At 66.9% G+C, this 17,155-nt stretch carries 16 protein-coding genes; 12 read left to right on the forward strand and 4 right to left on the reverse strand.

The genetic code is table 11. The features are described 5' to 3' along the window. The first annotated feature begins 90 nt into the window (after positions 1–90). Genes moeA through phoU form a run of 3 tightly spaced genes read left to right on the forward strand, consistent with a single transcriptional unit; the run spans position 91 to position 2,807 of the window. Positions 91–1,341: a molybdopterin molybdotransferase MoeA gene (gene moeA, locus V6M37_RS00205; protein WP_332669838.1), complete on the forward strand. Its 1,251-nt coding sequence runs from the start codon at positions 91–93 to the stop codon at positions 1,339–1,341. A 25-nt stretch (positions 1,342–1,366) separates the two neighbouring features. Then, a complete protein-coding gene (gene rpiA / locus V6M37_RS00210; protein WP_332669841.1) occupies positions 1,367–2,050 on the forward strand; it encodes a ribose-5-phosphate isomerase RpiA in 684 nt (227 codons plus the stop codon). A gap of 52 nt (positions 2,051–2,102) precedes the next feature. Then, positions 2,103–2,807 (forward strand): phosphate signaling complex protein PhoU, encoded by a 705-nt coding sequence (gene phoU / locus V6M37_RS00215; protein ID WP_332669843.1) that lies wholly within the window; start codon positions 2,103–2,105, stop codon positions 2,805–2,807. A 114-nt stretch (positions 2,808–2,921) separates the two neighbouring features. On the opposite strand, the gene V6M37_RS00220 is transcribed toward phoU, so the two are convergent. The 4 genes from V6M37_RS00220 to V6M37_RS00235 all read right to left on the reverse strand — a co-directional run bounded on the left by V6M37_RS00220 (position 2,922) and on the right by V6M37_RS00235 (position 7,217). Continuing rightward, positions 2,922–3,194 carry an oxidative damage protection protein gene (locus V6M37_RS00220; protein ID WP_332669845.1) on the reverse strand — a complete coding sequence of 91 codons (273 nt, stop codon included), beginning with the start codon at positions 3,192–3,194 and terminating at the stop codon, positions 2,922–2,924. Positions 3,195–3,218: 24 nt separating this feature from the next. Next, complete coding sequence (locus tag V6M37_RS00225) at positions 3,219–4,973, reverse strand: sensor domain-containing diguanylate cyclase (RefSeq protein ID WP_332669847.1); 1,755 nt, start codon at positions 4,971–4,973, stop codon at positions 3,219–3,221. Then, the gene (argA, locus tag V6M37_RS00230; protein WP_332669849.1) at positions 4,970–6,286 is read right to left on the reverse strand and encodes an amino-acid N-acetyltransferase; all 1,317 of its coding nucleotides are present in this window, start codon (positions 6,284–6,286) and stop codon (positions 4,970–4,972) included. Before argA ends, V6M37_RS00225 begins: the two co-directional genes overlap by 4 nt. Positions 6,287–6,494: 208 nt before the next feature. Next, entirely contained in the window at positions 6,495–7,217 is a 723-nt protein-coding gene (locus tag V6M37_RS00235) for a 16S rRNA (uracil(1498)-N(3))-methyltransferase (protein WP_332669851.1), read from the reverse strand. A gap of 40 nt (positions 7,218–7,257) precedes the next feature. On the opposite strand from V6M37_RS00235, the gene V6M37_RS00240 reads away from it, so the two are divergent. The 9 genes from V6M37_RS00240 (at position 7,258) to fba (ending at position 17,096) form a co-directional block, all read left to right on the forward strand. Continuing rightward, positions 7,258–7,815: a thioredoxin family protein gene (locus V6M37_RS00240; RefSeq protein WP_332669852.1), complete on the forward strand. Its 558-nt coding sequence runs from the start codon at positions 7,258–7,260 to the stop codon at positions 7,813–7,815. Continuing rightward, a complete protein-coding gene (locus V6M37_RS00245; RefSeq protein WP_332669909.1) occupies positions 7,815–8,624 on the forward strand; it encodes an inositol monophosphatase family protein in 810 nt (269 codons plus the stop codon). Before V6M37_RS00240 ends, V6M37_RS00245 begins: the two co-directional genes overlap by 1 nt. A gap of 64 nt (positions 8,625–8,688) precedes the next feature. Continuing rightward, positions 8,689–8,952, forward strand: coding sequence for a hypothetical protein (locus V6M37_RS00250; protein WP_332669854.1), 264 nt, complete (start codon positions 8,689–8,691; stop codon positions 8,950–8,952). 43 nt (positions 8,953–8,995) lie between these two features. Beyond that, positions 8,996–9,871 carry a phosphoribulokinase gene (locus V6M37_RS00255; RefSeq protein ID WP_332669857.1) on the forward strand — a complete coding sequence of 292 codons (876 nt, stop codon included), beginning with the start codon at positions 8,996–8,998 and terminating at the stop codon, positions 9,869–9,871. A gap of 144 nt (positions 9,872–10,015) precedes the next feature. Then, a complete protein-coding gene (gene tkt / locus V6M37_RS00260; protein WP_442880959.1) occupies positions 10,016–12,049 on the forward strand; it encodes a transketolase in 2,034 nt (677 codons plus the stop codon). A 46-nt stretch (positions 12,050–12,095) separates the two neighbouring features. Beyond that, positions 12,096–13,112: a type I glyceraldehyde-3-phosphate dehydrogenase gene (gene gap / locus V6M37_RS00265; RefSeq protein WP_332669858.1), complete on the forward strand. Its 1,017-nt coding sequence runs from the start codon at positions 12,096–12,098 to the stop codon at positions 13,110–13,112. Positions 13,113–13,172: 60 nt separating this feature from the next. Then, complete coding sequence (locus V6M37_RS00270) at positions 13,173–14,357, forward strand: phosphoglycerate kinase (protein WP_332669860.1); 1,185 nt, start codon at positions 13,173–13,175, stop codon at positions 14,355–14,357. A 32-nt stretch (positions 14,358–14,389) separates the two neighbouring features. Continuing rightward, positions 14,390–15,838 carry a pyruvate kinase gene (gene pyk, locus V6M37_RS00275; RefSeq protein WP_332669862.1) on the forward strand — a complete coding sequence of 483 codons (1,449 nt, stop codon included), beginning with the start codon at positions 14,390–14,392 and terminating at the stop codon, positions 15,836–15,838. A gap of 193 nt (positions 15,839–16,031) precedes the next feature. Next, a complete protein-coding gene (gene fba, locus V6M37_RS00280; RefSeq protein WP_332669865.1) occupies positions 16,032–17,096 on the forward strand; it encodes a class II fructose-bisphosphate aldolase in 1,065 nt (354 codons plus the stop codon). The last annotated feature ends 59 nt before the right edge of the window (positions 17,097–17,155 follow it).

Below are 17,155 nucleotides of genomic sequence, written 5' to 3' on the forward strand. Positions count from 1 at the left end.
CTTGCCTGAAACGCGGATGCCGGCGAGGCGGCATCTGTGATAATAATGGCCCTCACGACGGCCATCGGGCCGCAGCACCGGAATCGACCCATGGAACAGAACTCTGCGCAGGATCGCTCGCCCCGCCCCCCAAGCCTCTCGACCACGGATGCGCGGCGCGCGATCTTCGAACGGCTGTCACCGGTGACAGGCTGGGAGCGGGTCGCAGTTCGCGACGCACTCGGCCGCGTCCTCGCCGAAGACGTCATCGCCCCCTGCAACGTCCCCGCGCACGACAACTCCGCGATGGACGGGTACGCCGTGCGCTTCGCGGACCTCGGAGAGGATGAAACCACGCTCGCCGTCGTCGGCACGGCGTTCGCCGGCAAGCCCTTTACCGGCATCGTTGGCGCGGGCCAGGCGGTACGAATCATGACCGGCGCGCCGATTCCGCAGGGCGCGGACACGATCGTCGTGCAGGAAATGACACGGAGCGAAGCCGGCCGCGTTTTCGTCCCGCCGGGCCAGAGATCGGGACAGAATCTGCGGCTTGCCGGCGAGGATCTCGCGATCGGCAGCGTCGCACTCCCCCGCGGCAAGCGCTGCGGGCCGGCGGAACTCGGTCTGATCGCATCGCTCGGCATCGCCGACGTCGTCGTGCGGCGGCCGCTTCGCGTCGCGTTCTTCTCCACCGGCGACGAACTCGCGTCGATCGGCAGGCCGCTCGGCCCCGGCGAAGTGTATGACAGCAACCGCTACACGCTCTTCGGGGCGCTAGCGCGGCTCGGCTGCGACATCCTCGACATGGGCGTCGTGCAGGACGAGCCGGCGGCGCTCGAAGCCGCTTTCCGCGAAGCCGCCCGCAACGCGGACGTCATCCTGACGAGCGGCGGCGTGTCGGTCGGCGAGGCGGATTTCATTCGCGAGCTCGTCAACCGCCTCGGGGAAGTCGCGTTCTGGAAGATCGACATCAAGCCCGGCCGCCCGATGGCGTTCGGGCGCATCGGCGACGCATGGCTGTTCGGCCTCCCCGGCAACCCGGTCGCCGTGCTCGTGACGTTCTATCAGTTCGTCCAGGAAGCGCTGCTCGCACTTTCCGGGGTGTCGCCGCTGCCGCAGCCGGTGATGTTCGAAGTCACGATTGCCGAAACGATCCCTAAACGGCCGGGCCGCCGCGAGTTCCTGCGCGGACATCTCTCCGCGGCCGGCGGACGAAACGTGGTCCGCCTCGCCGGGACCCAGGGCTCGGGCGTGCTGCGCTCGATGTCGGAGGCGAACTGCTTCATCGTGCTTCCCGAGGAACGCGGAGACGTCGCAGCCGGCGATGCGGTGCTCGTGCAGCTGTTCGACGGTCTCGTATAAGCACCTCAACGGGCGGGATATCGCAATGGACCAGGATCAACTCAAGAAAGCCGCCGCGACCGCCGCGCTCGATTACGTCGAGGACGGCATGATCGTCGGAGTCGGCACCGGCTCGACGGTCAATCATTTCATCGACGGGCTCGCCGCGATGAAGAGCCGGATCGCCGGCGCGGTATCGAGTTCCGAAGCGAGCTCGCGCCGTCTCGAAGCGCTCGGCATCCGCCTCTTCGATTTGAATGACGTCGCCGACTTGCCGATTTACGTCGACGGCGCGGACGAGATCGACGGCGGCTTCTGCATGATCAAGGGTGGCGGCGCGGCGTTGACGCGCGAGAAGATCGTCGCCGCGGTCGCCCGACGCTTCGTCTGCATCTGCGACGCGAGCAAGCTCGTCGAGCGTCTCGGCCGCTTTCCGCTGCCGGTCGAAGTCATCCCGATGGCACGGGCCCAGGTCGAACGCGAACTCGCGCGCCTCGGCGGCTCGCCGAAGCTGCGCGACGGATGCACCACTGACAACGGGAACCTCATCATCGACCTCCACGGCTTGCAGATCACCGACCCCCGGTCGCTCGAATCCGAGATCAACCAGATCGTCGGCGTCGTGACCAACGGCCTGTTCGCCCGCCGCGGTGCTGACGTGCTGCTGCTGGCGACTGCAGAGGGCGTCGCGCAACGGGTCGCGCCCGTCATCGAGCGGCGGCGCGGTTAAACACCGGCGTCACATTCCGCTGCTAGGCTTGCGCGGATCGAGAGGACATACGATGGCCAACAAACACACCTTTACGCAATTCGACACGGAACTCGAAGGCCTTCAAAAACGCTTGCTCGAGATGGGCGGCCTCGTCGTCCAGCAACTGACGCGCGCGATCGACGCGCTCGACAGCGGAGATCTCGCCGCGATCGAGGCGGTGATCGTAGACGACCGTCGCGTGAATGAGCAGGAAGTCGCGCTGGACGAAGCCTGCATCGAGCTGATCGCGCGGCATGCACCGCAAGCCGGGGATCTGCGCATGGTCATGACGATGGTGCAGATGGTCACCGACCTGGAGCGAGTCGGCGACGAAGCGAAGAAGATCGCGAAGGCGGGCCGGCATATCGTCGACTCGGACGCCGTCTTCGTACCCAAGGTCGAGCTGCGTCACATTGCGTCGATGGCCGTCGACCTGCTGCAACGCTCGCTCGACGCCTTCGCGCGGATGGATCCGTCGTCGTCGCCGGACATCGCGCGCAAGGACAAGGAGGTCGACGCGATCTTCAAGGGAATCACGCGCCAGCTGATCACCTACATGATGGAAGATCCGCGCCTGATCACCCGAGCGCTTGACGTGCTGTTCATCGCGAAATCGATCGAACGGGTCGGAGACCACGCGAAGAACATCGCGGAATACGTCGTCTACATGGTCAAGGGACGCGACGTCCGCCACGAGGGCATCGAGGCGCTGGAGCGGGAAGCGGGCCGGATCTGACGCCGCGGACGGCGCGCACCACCGGGGCTAAGACCCGACTGGCCGCCGAAGGCCCACGAAAAAGGGACGGAGTCACCGTCCCTTTTTTCGTTTACCGTTGCCGGGAACCCGAGCTTATTGCGACGGAGGAACGTAGCCGCCGACCTGGTCGGCCCCGCCGCCGAAGAAATGCTTCTCCATCTGCTCGGCGAGGTACTTGCGAGCGCGGGCGTCCATCAGGTTCAACCTGTTCTCGTTGATCAGCATGGTCTGGTACTTGACCCATTGCTGCCACGCTTCCTTCGACACGTTTTCGTAGATGCGCTTGCCGAGCGCGCCCGGCACCGGCGGCACGTCCAGCCCTTCCGCTTCCCGCCCCAGCTTGATGCATTCAACCATACGGGCCATCTTTCATTCCCCTCCGCAATCGGGTTAATCGGACTCGAGTCGTTGCATTCTATCGGATTCGCCGTCCTGTCCCGCGAGCGTCCAGCGATTGCGCCCGCGATTCTTCGAGCAGTACATCGCCTCGTCGGCGACCGCGATGAGCCGCTCGGCGCAATCCGCGTGACACGGAAAGGTCGCGAGCCCGAGGCTCGCGGTGACGCCGACCGTCTCGCCGGCGAACACGAAGCGACGGGTCCCGATGACGTCGAGAAGACGCCGGGCGAGCTCGCGCAGATCCGCCTCTCGTGTGTCGGCCACCAGGACGGCGAATTCGTCGCCCCCGAGGCGGAAGAACATTTCGTTGCGGCGGATTACCGCACCGACCTCGTGAGCCAGACCGATGAGCACTTCGTCTCCCGCCTGATGGCCGAACTTGTCGTTGATCGGCTTGAACCCGTCGAGATCGATCGCGACCAGCCCGACTTTCACGCCCCGACGCTCGGCATCGGCAAGAAGGCGGTCCAGCTCCTCATGGAATCGTCGGCGGTTGAACAGGTTCGTCAGCGGGTCGCGTTCGGCCAGTTCCACCATCCGCTGCGCGATCTGCCGCTGTTCGGTGACGTCCTCGTAGATCCACACGCGGCCGATCCAACGACGTCCCTGCGCCGCTTCGACGACCGCCGAGATATCGGTAACCGTGCGTCCGTCCCGCATGTGAATTTCGTAAGGCTCGCTGACCCCCTGCTGGTGCAGCACGCCCTCGATATGCTCGAAATACGCTTCCGGTTGTTCAAGCAACGGGGCGACGCGATTCTGGATCACGACATCGCGCACACCGATGAGGTTTTCGTCCGGCCCGAACCCCCAGATGCGCAGCATCGCGCGGTTGTAGTAAAGAACGCGATGATCCCGGTCCATGAACAGAATGCCGAGCCGGATCACATTCAGCAGCGCCGCCAGACGCTGGCGTTCGTCGTTGCTGCGCGACAGGTAGCGCTCGCGCAGCGCCTGCGCCCGGCGCAGCTCGGTGACGGTTTCGAGCAGCTTATACTCGGTTTCCTTGCGCCCCTGGATGTCTTCGGCCGACATTCTCAGCCGCAGCGGCTTCGCGCTGCAGTCCCCGAGCGGACGCCAGTGACAGGCAACCCAGCAGATGCTGCCATCGTCGTGCACCAACCGCATCTCGAAGTCCTCGCCGGCCGCGCCGTCGGCGACACGCTGCGCCATCCGCAGGCAGTAGGCGCGGTCCGACTCATGCACGAGCAGCGCGAGCGCGTCGGGTGCGGCGACGCAGTCGGCCGGCCGCCACCCCGTGAGGCGTTCGATCGACGGGCTGATCCACGCCACGCGTTCGTCTTCAAACAAGGCTTCGACGCCGTGGACGCCTTCCGCGATCTCGCGCAAGCGCCGCAATTCGTCGCCTACCGCATCGAGCCGCGACAAGGGATCGCGCGTGTCCGGGGACGCCTCGTCCGGCGCGCCGAAAAGAGCATCGAGACGGGCGCCGAGGACGCTCTCGTCGTCCTCCCGGCGCCTGTCGCGTCGCACGAACTCGAGCCGATAGGCGACACCCGCCAGCACACCGGTCGCGACGACGACGGCGGCGACCGCGAAGACGTTCCCGTCGGCGGCCGAACTCGAGCCGACAACGGCCGACAGCGCCGAAAGCAGGAGCGCGGCCGCGCCCGCGACGAACGGCGCCCAAGCTGCGCGACGGGCGCCCTTCTTCGTCACGGCCGCGACCCGATGGTCCCGCGCTTTCGGACCGTGCGCCGGCGAAAAAGGGCCCGTTCCGGTCATAGCGGCTTCGTGAAGACCTTGGAGCGGCGTTGGTAGTTGTACAACTCGCGCTTCTGCCGCGGCAGCGCCTCCGGATCCGTCTCGCTGAAACCGCGCTCCCGGAACCAGTGCGCGGTGCGCGTCGTCAGCACGAACAGCCGCTCGAGCCGCTGTCCGCGGGCACGTTGTTCGATGCGCCGCAGGAGCTGGTCGCCTAGCCCGGCGCGGCGGAATTCAGGGGTGACGGCAAGGCACGCCAGTTCGGCCGCGCGCTCGTTGCTGAACGGGTAAAGCGCCGCGCAGCCAACCAGCACGCCGTCGTGCTCGACGACCGAGAAGCGGCCGATCTCCTGCTCGAGCAACTCCCGGCCTCGCCGCACCAACGTCCCGTCGGCCTCCATCGGCGACATCATCGCGACCAGCGCGCCGACGTCCTCGACAGTCGCCTCGCGCAGGCGAAACAGCGGGTCGCGCGACACGATCGTCCCGACGCCCGCGTGCGTGAAGAACTCGAGCAGCAGGCCGCCGTCCTTGTCGTGATCGATCAGATGCGCACGCGCGACGCCGCGACGCACCGCGCGGATCGCACACGGCAGATACAGGTGCAGATCCTCGGTCAACCCCTCGCCCGCGTCGAACATGCGCTCGGCCTCGTCGGCCGTCACCGAATCGATCAGACGCTGCTCGGCATCGAGCAGTCCCGGGGCGTCGCACAGGTAGATCAGCTTCTCCGCCTTCACCGCGACCGCGACCGCTTCGGCGACCTCCTCCATCGGGACATTGAAGATCTCGCCGGCCGGCGACACGCCGAGCGGGCTGATCAGCACGACGTTCTGCTGGTCGAGATCGGCGTTGATCTCCTCGGCGATGATCTTCCGCACCGCCCCGGTGTACTGGTAGTCGACGCCGTCGACAACGCCAACCGGCCGGGCCGTGATGAAATTTCCGCCGGTCACGCGCATGTAGCTGCCCGCCATCGGCGTGTTCGGCAGCCCCTGCGACAGCAGCGCTTCGACCTCGATCCGCGTCACGGCCATCGCCGCCTTCACGCATTCGAGCGCCGCCGCGTCGGTGACCCTGAGCCCGTTGTGATAGCGGGGCTCGAGCCCGCGGCGCGCGAGCTCCGCGTCGATCTGCGGCCGCGCGCCGTGCACGAGCACGAGGCGGATCCCGAGCGCCGCGAGCAGGTTGCAGTCGTACGCGAGGCTTTGCGCGCGTTCGCCGGCCGCGACCTCGCCGCCGAAGCCGATGACGAAAGTCTTTCCGCGGAACGCATGGATGTAGGGGGCGGCGCCGCGCACCCAGGCGACGAACTGATCGGTGGTATCGGGCATTTCGTTTGAAGCCAGAGTCTGGGTCTGAGTCGTTTCGCCGTTCAAGCCGTCACCGGTCCATGTCGTTGAGCCGCGTCCGTCGCGAGCGGGCGCGCTGTCTGCCGCTATTCTAGCGGAATGACAGTTCCTCGAAGCTGCGGCGGTTGCACGCTGTAACCGGGGGGACGTGTCGAAGACGGCTGCGCGCGTGCAGGCGGTTCTTCGGCCGTCAGAAATCTCCCCAAAGGGTCTGCAGCGCAGCGACCGCGGCGAGGCCGGCGGTTTCGGTCCGCAGCACGCGCGGCCCGAGCCCGATCGCGACGCACCCGGCGCGGTGACAGGCGGCGAACTCCTCGTCCGACCAGCCGCCCTCGGGCCCGATCAGCAGGTGAAGCGCAGTGTCGGGCCGGGGGAGCGTCGCGACCCGCACGCCGCCGACCGGGGACAGAACGAGCCGCTGCGCGTCACCGCCGCGCGCGAGGTATTCGCGCAAGCCGACGATCGGCTCGATTGCCGGGACGCGGTTCCGGCCGCTCTGCTCGCACGCCGCGATCGCGACCTGACGCCAATGCTCGACGCGCTTCGTCGCGCGCTCGCCCGCGAGGCGCAAGACCGAGCGCTCGGCCTGCAGCGGGATAATCGTCGACACGCCGAGTTCGACTGCCTTCTGGACGATCCAGTCCATTTTCTCGCCGCTCGCGAGCGCCTGCACGAGCACGAGTTCGAGCGGCGACTCGCGGCCGACCGCCTGGCGCTCCGCCAGCAGCGCGACGCCGCCCTTTCCGCGCGACATCAGGCGGACCGAGACTTCATCGCCGCTGCCATCGAACAGCACGGCGGCGGCGCCGTCGCGCAGCCGGAGCACCCGGAACGCGTGGTGCGCGAGCGCGTCGGGAAGGGGAATTTCGCCCTCGGCAGGCAAGGGCTGGGGGAAAAAGAAGCGCGAAATCATCGTGCTATTATAGAAAAACTTGTTTCACGGGAGCGCCCGAATGGCCGCGATGACCACCCCGGTGTGCGACTTCGGATGGCACGGCCCGGATTTCGATCTTCCCGGCGTTGACGGCCGACGTCACAGCCTCGCGTCGGCGCGCGGGCCGAACGGCCTGCTCGTGATGTTCATCTGCAACCACTGCCCTTACGTCAAGGCGGTCATCGACCGGATCATCCGCGACGCCCGCGAGCTCGAGCCGCACGGAATCGGCAGCATCGCGATCATGTCGAACGATCCCTCCGACTACCCGGAGGACTCGTGGCCGAACATGGAGCGCGTGGCGCGCGAACTCGCGTTTCCGTTTCCGTACGTGATGGACGAGACGCAGGCCGTCGCGAAGGCCTACGGCGCCGTCTGCACGCCGGATTTTTTCGGCTTCAACGCCAGGCTCGAGCTGCAATATCGCGGCCGTCTCGACCCGTCGGGGCGCGGCCCGGCGGCGCCCGACGCCGCGCGCGAACTCTTCGACGCGATGCTGCAGGTCGCGCGCACCGGGGAAGGCCCGCGCGTGCAGACGCCGAGCATCGGCTGTTCGATCAAGTGGAAGGACAGCTAGTGCATACCGGCGCACAACGTCTCGCCTCGGTGCACGCGCTCGAATCGCTGGTGCGCGAAATTGCGCGTGACGTTATCCTGCCGCGTTACCTCAAGACCGCGCGCAACCGCAAGGCTGACGGCTCGCTGTTTACCGAGGCCGACCTCGAATCGCAGCACCGTTTCGCGCAGGCGCTGCCGGAACTGATGCCCGGGCCGGTGCTCGGCGAGGAAATGACCGGCCCGGAACAGGCGCGACTGTGGAGCGCCGGCCGCAGCGGAATGTGGTGCATCGACCCGATCGACGGCACGACGAATTTCGCCAACGGCATCCCGTTCTTCGCGGTGTCGATCGCCTATCTCGTCGAGCAGGAGACGCAGTTCGGCGTCGTCTACAACCCGGTCACCGACGAGTCGTTCTACGCGGCGAAAGGCGCGGGCGCCTTCCTCAACGGCGTCGAACTTCCGCTGCGTCCGGCCGCCCCGCGTCTGCTCGACGCGGTCGCCGGCGTCGATTTCAAGCGCGTCAGCCGTCACCTCGGCGACGAGCTCGCGGTCCGTCCGCCGTACTTCTCGCAGCGCAACTTCGGCTCGAGCGCGCTCGAGTGGTGCTTCGTCGCCGCCGGGCGCCTCGACGTCTACCTGCATGGCGGACAGATGCTATGGGATTACGCCGCCGGACGCCTGATCCTGTCCGAAGCCGGCGGCGAAGCCGCGGCGCTCGACGGCGGCTCGCTGATGGCCGGCCCCGCGGTCAAGCGGGGCGTCATCGCCGCGGCCAATCCGACCCTGTTCACCGAATGGCGCAACTGGGTGACCGTCCACTCCTGACCGCCGAGCCGCGGCGCCCGATTCACGCTATCATTTTCGACTGCCAGCAGCACCCGAGATCCCGATGCTTTCGCCCGCGCCACCCGCCCCTGCGACTTCCGAGCGGCGCAGATACGACCATGTCCGCGAGATTTTCGCGGAAGCGAGCGCGCTGATCGCGCCATTCTTCGCGAAGGAAAACCGCTGGGGTAATTCGACCCTCGATCATCTCGCATACCGCGTGATCCGCGACCGTTATCCGGAACTGTCCTTTGAAGAGGTACACGTCCTCGTCGTCGCGTCGCGCCGCATGTACGCAACGGACACGACCGAATCGGGCGTTTCCTGATCATTCCTTCGTTTCCTCCAACTGCCCTTTTCCGGAACCTGTCATGTCCATGAAACATCCGATCATCGCTGTGACCGGCTCCTCGGGGGCGGGAACCAGCACGGTGAAAGACACTTTCGCGGCGATTTTCCATCGCGAACACGTCAATGCCGCGATCGTCGAAGGCGACAGCTTCCATCGCTACACGCGCAGCGAAATGAAACGCCTGATCGAGGACGCCGAGCGCGGCGGACAGCGCGGCATCAGCCACTTCGGCCCGGAAGCGAACCTGTTCGAGGAACTCGAAAGCCTGTTCCGGGCGTACGGCGAATCGGCGACCGGACGGTTCCGCAACTACATCCACAACGAGGAACACTCCGCCCGGCTCGGCCTTCCGGTCGGCACCTTCACCGAGTGGGAAGACCTGCCGGTCGGCACCGACTGCCTGTTCTACGAAGGCCTTCACGGCGCGGTCGTCACCGACAAGGTCGACGTGTCGCGCCACGTCGACCTCCTGATCGGCGTCGCGCCCACGATCAACCTGGAATGGATCCAGAAGCTGCACCGCGACACCAAGATCCGCGGCTACTCGATGGAAGCCGTGCAGGACACGATCCTGCGCCGCATGTACGACTACGTGCATTACATCGTTCCGCAGTTCTCGCGCACCCACATCAACTTCCAGCGCATTCCGGTCGTCGACACGTCGAATCCGTTCATCGCGCGCGAAGTGCCGACGCTCGACGAATCGATGGTCGTGATCCGCTTCAAGGACCCGCGCGGCGTCGACTTCCCCTACCTGCTGCGGATGATCCACGACTCGTCGATGTCGCGCGCGAACTCGATCGTGATTCCGGGCGGCAAGATGGACCTCGCAATGCAGCTGATCCTGACCCCGTTGATCTGGAAGCTGATGGAACGGCGGCGACAGTGGGTCTGACGCGTTCTCACGGCTCTACCCCGCCGGTAATAACTCCGCCCCACCAGACACTTACCTCTTTTGCGCTGTAGCACGCGCTACCCAAGCCCCCTCGTTTTCGGCGATAATTCCGCTTTTTCCAGGCCCTTCGGGCAAGAGAAAGCCATGCAGCCAGTCGCCGTGCCGAATCCGCGCAACGTCACTCCCCCGGTCTTCAACCCGGTAACTGGCGCGATTCGCGCCCTCGCGATGGACGCGGTCCAGCACGCGAACTCGGGCCACCCCGGCGCGCCGATGGGCATGGCCGAGATCGCCGAAGTGCTGTGGCGCCACCACCTGCGCCACAACCCCGCAAACCCGAAATGGGCCGACCGCGACCGCTTCGTGCTGTCGAACGGCCACGGCTCGATGCTGATCTACGCGCTGCTGCATCTGACCGGCTACGACCTGCCGATCGACGAGCTCAAGCGCTTCCGCCAACTGCACAGCCAGACGCCGGGCCACCCGGAATACGGCTACACGGCGGGCGTCGAGACGACGACCGGCCCGCTCGGCCAGGGCATCAGCAACGCGGTTGGCATGGCGATCGCCGAAAAAGTGCTCGCCGCGGAGTTCAACCGCCCCGGCCACGACATCGTCGACCACCACACTTACGTCTTCCTCGGCGACGGGTGCCTGATGGAAGGCATCTCGCACGAAGTCTGCTCGCTCGCCGGCACGCTCGGTCTCGGCAAGCTGATTGCGTTCTACGACGACAACAACATCTCGATCGACGGCGAAGTCGCGGGCTGGTTCACCGACGACACCCCGAAGCGCTTCGAAGCCTACGGCTGGCACGTCGTGCGCGACGTGCAGGGTCACGTGTCAGCCGAGATCGACGCCGCGATCCGTGCCGCGAAAGCCGAGACCGGCCGCCCGACGCTGATCTGCTGCAAGACGATCATCGGCGCCGGCGCGCCGACCAAGCAGGGTTGCCACGACTGCCACGGCGCACCGCTCGGCGCCGCCGAAATCGCCGCGACGCGCCAGCAGATGGGCTGGACGCACGCGCCGTTCGAGGTTCCCGCGGACGTTTACGCCGAGTGGGATGCGCGCGAGGCCGGCGCGCAGCACGAAGCCGACTGGAACGCGAAGTTCGCCGCGTATGCGGCCGCGTTCCCCGACGCCGCGGCCGAATTCCGCCGCCGCACGGACGGCGAACTGCCGGCGAACTGGTCGCAGCACGTCGAGTCGGTGCTCGCGAAGGTCATTGCCAAGGCCGAGACGATCGCGACTCGCAAGGCGAGCCAGAACAGCATCGAAGCCTTCGCGCCCGCGCTGCCCGAACTCATCGGCGGCTCGGCCGACCTCGCCGGCTCGAACCTCACGCTGTGGTCCGGCTCGAAGGGCGTGTCGAAGGAAACCGGCGGCAACTACATTTACTACGGCGTGCGCGAGTTCGGCATGGCGGCGATCGCGAACGGGCTCAGCCTGCACGGCGGCCTGATCCCCTACACCGCGACCTTCCTGATGTTCAGCGAGTACGCGAGGAACGCCTTGCGCATGGCCGCGCTGATGAAGATCCGGCAGCTCTTCGTGTTCACGCACGATTCGATCGGTCTCGGCGAGGACGGCCCGACGCACCAGCCGGTCGAGCAGACTGCGACGCTGCGCCTGATTCCGAACATGGACGTGTGGCGGCCGTGCGACACCGTCGAGTCCGCCGTGTCGTGGGCGCACGCGATCGAGCGCCGCGACGGCCCGTCGTCGCTGCTGTTCTCGCGCCAGAACCTGCCGTTCCAGGCGCGCACACCCGAGCAGGTCGAAGCGATCCGTCGCGGCGGCTACGTGCTGTCGGATGCCGCGAACGGCGCGCCCCAGGCCGTCATCATTGCGACCGGTTCCGAAGTCGGCCTCGCGATGAGCGCGCAGCAGACGCTCGCCGAAGCCGGCGTCGCGGTGCGCGTCGTGTCGATGCCCTCGACGAACGTGTTCGACCGCCAGGAATCCGCATACAAGGCCGACGTCCTGCCGCACGGCATCCCGCGCGTCGCGGTCGAAGCCGGCGTGACCGGGCTGTGGCACAAGTACGTCGGCCTCGACGGCGCGGTCGTCGGCATCGACACCTTCGGGGAATCCGCTCCCGCGACCGACCTCTTCAAGCATTTCGACATCACCGCCGACGCCGTCGTCCGCGCCGTACGCTCCGTCCTTCTCTAATCGCCCGTCCAACGCTTACTTCACCTTCCTCGAGGGAGATTCTTCGATGACCATCAAAGTCGCCATCAACGGATACGGCCGCATCGGTCGCTGCACGCTCCGCGCAGTGTACGAACTGGGCCTGCGCGACCAGTTCGAGATCGTCGCGATCAACGCGTCCGGCGACCTCGCGACCAACGCCCACCTGACGAAGTACGACACGACACACGGCCGTTTCGGCTTCCCGGTCGAGACCGAAGGCGACAACGTGATGATCGTCGACGGCGACCGCATCCCGTTCTTCTCGACGAAGGACCCGCTCGCGGTCAATTGGGGCGACCTCGGCGTCGACGTGCTGCTCGAATGCACCGGCGCCTACACCGCGAAGGCGAAGGCCGAAGTGCTGCTGAAGCAGGGCGCGAAGAAGGTGCTGATCTCGGCGCCGGGCGGCGACGACGTCGATGCGACGATCGTTTATGGCGTGAACCACAACGTGCTGACGGCAGCGATGACCGTCGTGTCGAACGCGTCGTGCACGACGAACTGTCTCGCGCCGGTCGCGAAGGTGCTGCAGGACAACATCGGCATCGAGAAGGGCCTGATGACGACGGTGCACGCCTACACCAACGACCAGGTGCTGGTCGACGTGCGCCACAAGGACTTGCGCCGCGCGCGCGCCGCGGCGCAGAACATCATCCCGACGAAGACCGGCGCGGCGAAAGCCGTCGGCCTCGTGCTGCCGGCGCTGAAGGGCAAGTTCGACGGCTTCGCGCTGCGCGTGCCGACGATGAACGTGTCGCTCGTCGACCTCACGTTCAACGCGAGCCGCGCGACGTCGAAGGACGAGATCAACGCGCTGATGAAGGAAGCCGCGAAAGGCGCGCTGAAGGGCATTCTCGCGGTCAACGAGGAGCCGCTCGTGTCGATGGACTTCAATCACGATTCGCATTCGTCGGTGTTCGACGCGACGCAGACCCGCGTGATGGACGGCAACCTCGTCAAGGTGCTCGCGTGGTACGACAACGAGTGGGGTTATTCCTGCCGCATGCTCGACGCGGCACGCGCGCTGCATCTCGCCAAGTAATTCGAAACAATCCCGACGCCCTGCCCCGCAGGGCGTTTTTTTCGTCCGGAAGAACTCTCCATGCAAGTCAAGAAACTCGCTGACCTCGACGTCGCCGGCAAGCGCGTCTTCATTCGCGCCGACCTCAACGTGCCGCAGGACGACGCCGGCAACATCGTCGAAGACACGCGCATCCGCGCGTCGCTGCCGTCGATCCGCTACTGCATCGAGCGCGGCGCCGCGGTGATGGTGACCTCGCACCTGGGGCGCCCTACCGAAGGCGAAGTGCGCGCCGAAGATACGCTCGCGCCGATCGCGGTGCGCCTGGGCGACCTGCTCGGCAAGCCGGTGCGGCTGATCCGCGACTGGGTCGAGGGCGGCTTCGACGTGAAGCCCGGGGAAGTCGTGCTGCTCGAGAACTGCCGCTGCAACAAGGGCGAGAAGAAGGACAACGAAGAGCTCGCGAAGAAGATGGCCACGCTGTGCGACGTCTACGTCAACGATGCGTTCGGCACCGCCCACCGTGCCGAGGCGACGACCCACGGCATCGCGCGCTACGCGCCGGTCGCGTGCGCCGGGATGCTGATGGGCGCCGAAATCGACGCGCTGACGAAGGCGACCGAGAACCCGGCGCGCCCGCTCGTCGCGATCGTCGGCGGCGCGAAGGTGTCGACGAAGCTAACGATCCTGAAGACGCTCGCCGAGAAGGTCGACCAACTCATCGTCGGCGGCGGCATCGCGAACACCTTCCTGCTCGCGTCCGGCAAGCGCATCGGCGAATCCCTCGCCGAACCCGAGCTCGTCAAGGAAGCGCAGGCGATCATGGACATGATGAAGGCGCGCGGCGCCGAAGTGCCGCTGCCGGTCGACGTCGTCGTCGCCGACGAAGTCTCGGCCCTCGCGCGCGCGAACCGCATTCCGGTCGAGGACGTCGGCCCCGAGGACCGCATCCTCGACGTCGGACCGAAGAGCTCGGCAAAGCTCGCCGAGATCATCGCGCACGCCGGCACGATCGTCTGGAACGGGCCGGTCGGCGTGTTCGAGCACAACCAGTTCGCCGGGGGCACGAAGATGATGGCCTCCGCGATCGCGCATTCGGAAGCCTTCTGCATCGCCGGCGGCGGGGACACGCTGGCGGCGATCGCGAAATTCCACATCGCGGAGGACATCGGCTACATTTCGACCGGCGGCGGCGCGTTCCTCGAATTCCTCGAGGGCAAGAAGCTGCCGGCGATCGCCGCGCTCGAAGCGCGTTTCGCCGATTGATCCGCCTCCGCCAAACCCTCACGGAAAAGCTCATGCCGCGCCATACGAAGATCGTCGCCACCCTCGGCCCCGCATCATCCGACCCGCAGGTGCTCGAGCGGATGGTGCATGCCGGCATCGACGTCGTGCGGATGAATTTTTCGCACGGCACGGCGGAGGACCACGTCGCGCGGGCCGCGGCCGTCCGCGAGGCAGCCGCCCTCGCGGGCCGGCCGGTCGGGATTCTGGCGGATCTGCAGGGGCCGAAGATCCGCGTCGGCAAGTTCGCCGACGGCCGCGTCGAGCTGCATCGCGATGCGCCGTTCATCCTCGACGCGCGCTGCGAGCTCGGCGATGCCGAACGAGTCGGGCTCGACTACAGGGACCTGCCGAAGGACGTCAAGGCCGGCGACGTGCTGCTGCTCGACGACGGCCGCCTGAAGCTGTCGGTCGTGCGCGTGCTCAACCACGAGATCCACACCGTCGTGAAGGTCGGCGGGACGCTGTCGAACAACAAGGGCATCAACCGCCAGGGCGGCGGTCTCACCGCCCCCGCCCTGACGGCGAAGGACATGGACGACATCAAGACGGCAGCGCGGATCGGCGTCGATTTCGTCGCGGTGTCGTTCCCGAAGAGCGCGGCCGACATGTACATGGCGCGCCAGCTGATGCGCGCATCCGGCGTCGAGGCCCTGCTGATCGCGAAGATCGAGCGCACCGAGGCCGTCGCGAACCTCGACGAAATCCTCGACGCCTCCGACGGCATCATGGTCGCGCGCGGCGACCTCGCGGTCGAAGTCGGCGACGCCGCAGTCCCCGCGCTGCAGAAGAAGATGATCCGCGCCGCGCGCGACCGCAACAAGCTGACGATCACCGCGACGCAGATGATGGAGTCGATGATCACGAGCCCGGTGCCGACGCGGGCCGAAGTCTCGGACGTCGCGAACGCGGTGCTCGACGGCACCGACGCGGTGATGCTGTCGGCCGAGACCGCGTCGGGCACGTTTCCGGTCGAAGTCGTCGAGGCGATGAGCCGGGTCTGCCTCGAGGCCGAGAAGTCGTCCGACGTCACGCTCGACCGCGACGTGCTGAACCGCGTCTTCACGCGCATCGACCAGTCGATCGCGATGGCCGCGATCTGGACCGCGTGGCACCTGAAGGTCAAGGCGATCGCGTCGCTGACGCAGACGGGCTCGACCGCGCTGTGGATGAGCCGCCTGAACAGCGGCGTGCCGATCTACGCGCTGACGCCGGAGCCCACCGCGCGCAACCAGATGACGCTGTACCGCGAAGTGTTCCCGCTGCTGATGTCACAGTCGCACCAGGACCGCGACGTGCTGCTGTGGGAGGCCGAGCAGATCCTGCTCGATCAGGGCGTCGTCGAACGCGGCGACCTCATCGTGCTGACGATCGGCGAGCCGATCGGCGCGTCGGGCGGCACGAACACCCTGAAGATCGTCCGCGTCGGCGACCATCCGCGGCCGGACGGCGCGGCGCACTGATCGGTCACCGGCGGGCGCCCGCGCGGCGCGCCGATTGCCGTCGATATCCGGCGAGCGCCCGGCGTCGCGGATCGCTTCCGGTCCGCGACGCCCGCCGGCCGCTCCCACCCGCGCGGTGCAACTGGCGCTAGAATGCGAGCCAATTTGCCACGTCGCACGCCCGCTATGCCGGCGACCCAACCGGAGAAGTAACATGCCCCTCGTTTCCATGCGCCAGCTGCTCGATCACGCTGCCGAAAACGGCTACGGCCTGCCTGCGTTCAACGTCAATAACCTCGAACAGGTCCAGGCGATCATGGAAGCGGCCGCCGAAGCCGACAGTCCCGTGATCATGCAGGCTTCGGCCGGCGCGCGGAAATACGCCGGCGAAGCCTTCCTGCGCCACCTGATCGACGCCGCGATCGAAGCCTATCCGCAGATCCCGGTCGTCATGCACCAGGACCACGGCCAGTCGCCGGCGGTGTGCATGGGCGCGATCCGCTCGGGCTTTTCGAGCGTGATGATGGACGGCTCGCTGAGGGAAGACGGCAAGACGCCGTCGTCGTACGACTACAACGTCGCGGTTACGCGCGAAGTCGTGAAGTTCTCGCATGCGATCGGCGTCACCGTCGAAGCCGAGCTCGGCTGCCTCGGCTCGCTCGAGACCGGCCAGGCCGGCGAGGAGGACGGCGTCGGCGCCGAAGGCACGCTCGACCACTCGATGCTGCTGACCGACCCGGACCAGGCGGCCGACTTCGTCAAGCAGACCGACTGCGACGCGCTCGCGATCGCGATTGGCACGAGCCACGGCGCGTACAAGTTCACGCGCAAGCCGACCGGCGACATCCTCGCGATCGAGCGCGTGAAGGCGATTCACGCGCGCATCCCCAACACCCACCTCGTCATGCACGGCTCGTCGAGCGTGCCGCAGGAACTCCTCGCGATCATCCGCCAGTACGGCGGCGACATGAAGGAAACCTACGGCGTGCCGGTCGAGGAAATCCAGACCGCGATCAGGTTCGGCGTGCGCAAGATCAATATCGACACCGACATCCGCCTCGCGATGACCGGCGCCGTGCGCAAATTCATGGTCGAGAACCCGTCGAAGTTCGACCCGCGCGAATTCCTCAAGCCCGCCCGCGAAGCCGCGAAGCTCGTCTGCAAGGCGCGCTTCGAAGCCTTCGGCTGCGCGGGCCAGGCGAGCCGGATCAAGCCGGTGTCGCTCGAAAAGGTCGCCGCGCGCTACAAGAACGGCGATCTGACCCAGGTCGTTCGCTGAAACCGCAGCCGCCTCCGCCTGCCGCATCGGCGGCGGGCGGTACAGCCGCTCATTCGCGG

The sequence above is a fragment of the Aromatoleum sp. genome (assembly GCF_036675785.1).
Taxonomy (GTDB): Bacteria; Pseudomonadota; Gammaproteobacteria; order Burkholderiales; family Rhodocyclaceae; genus Aromatoleum.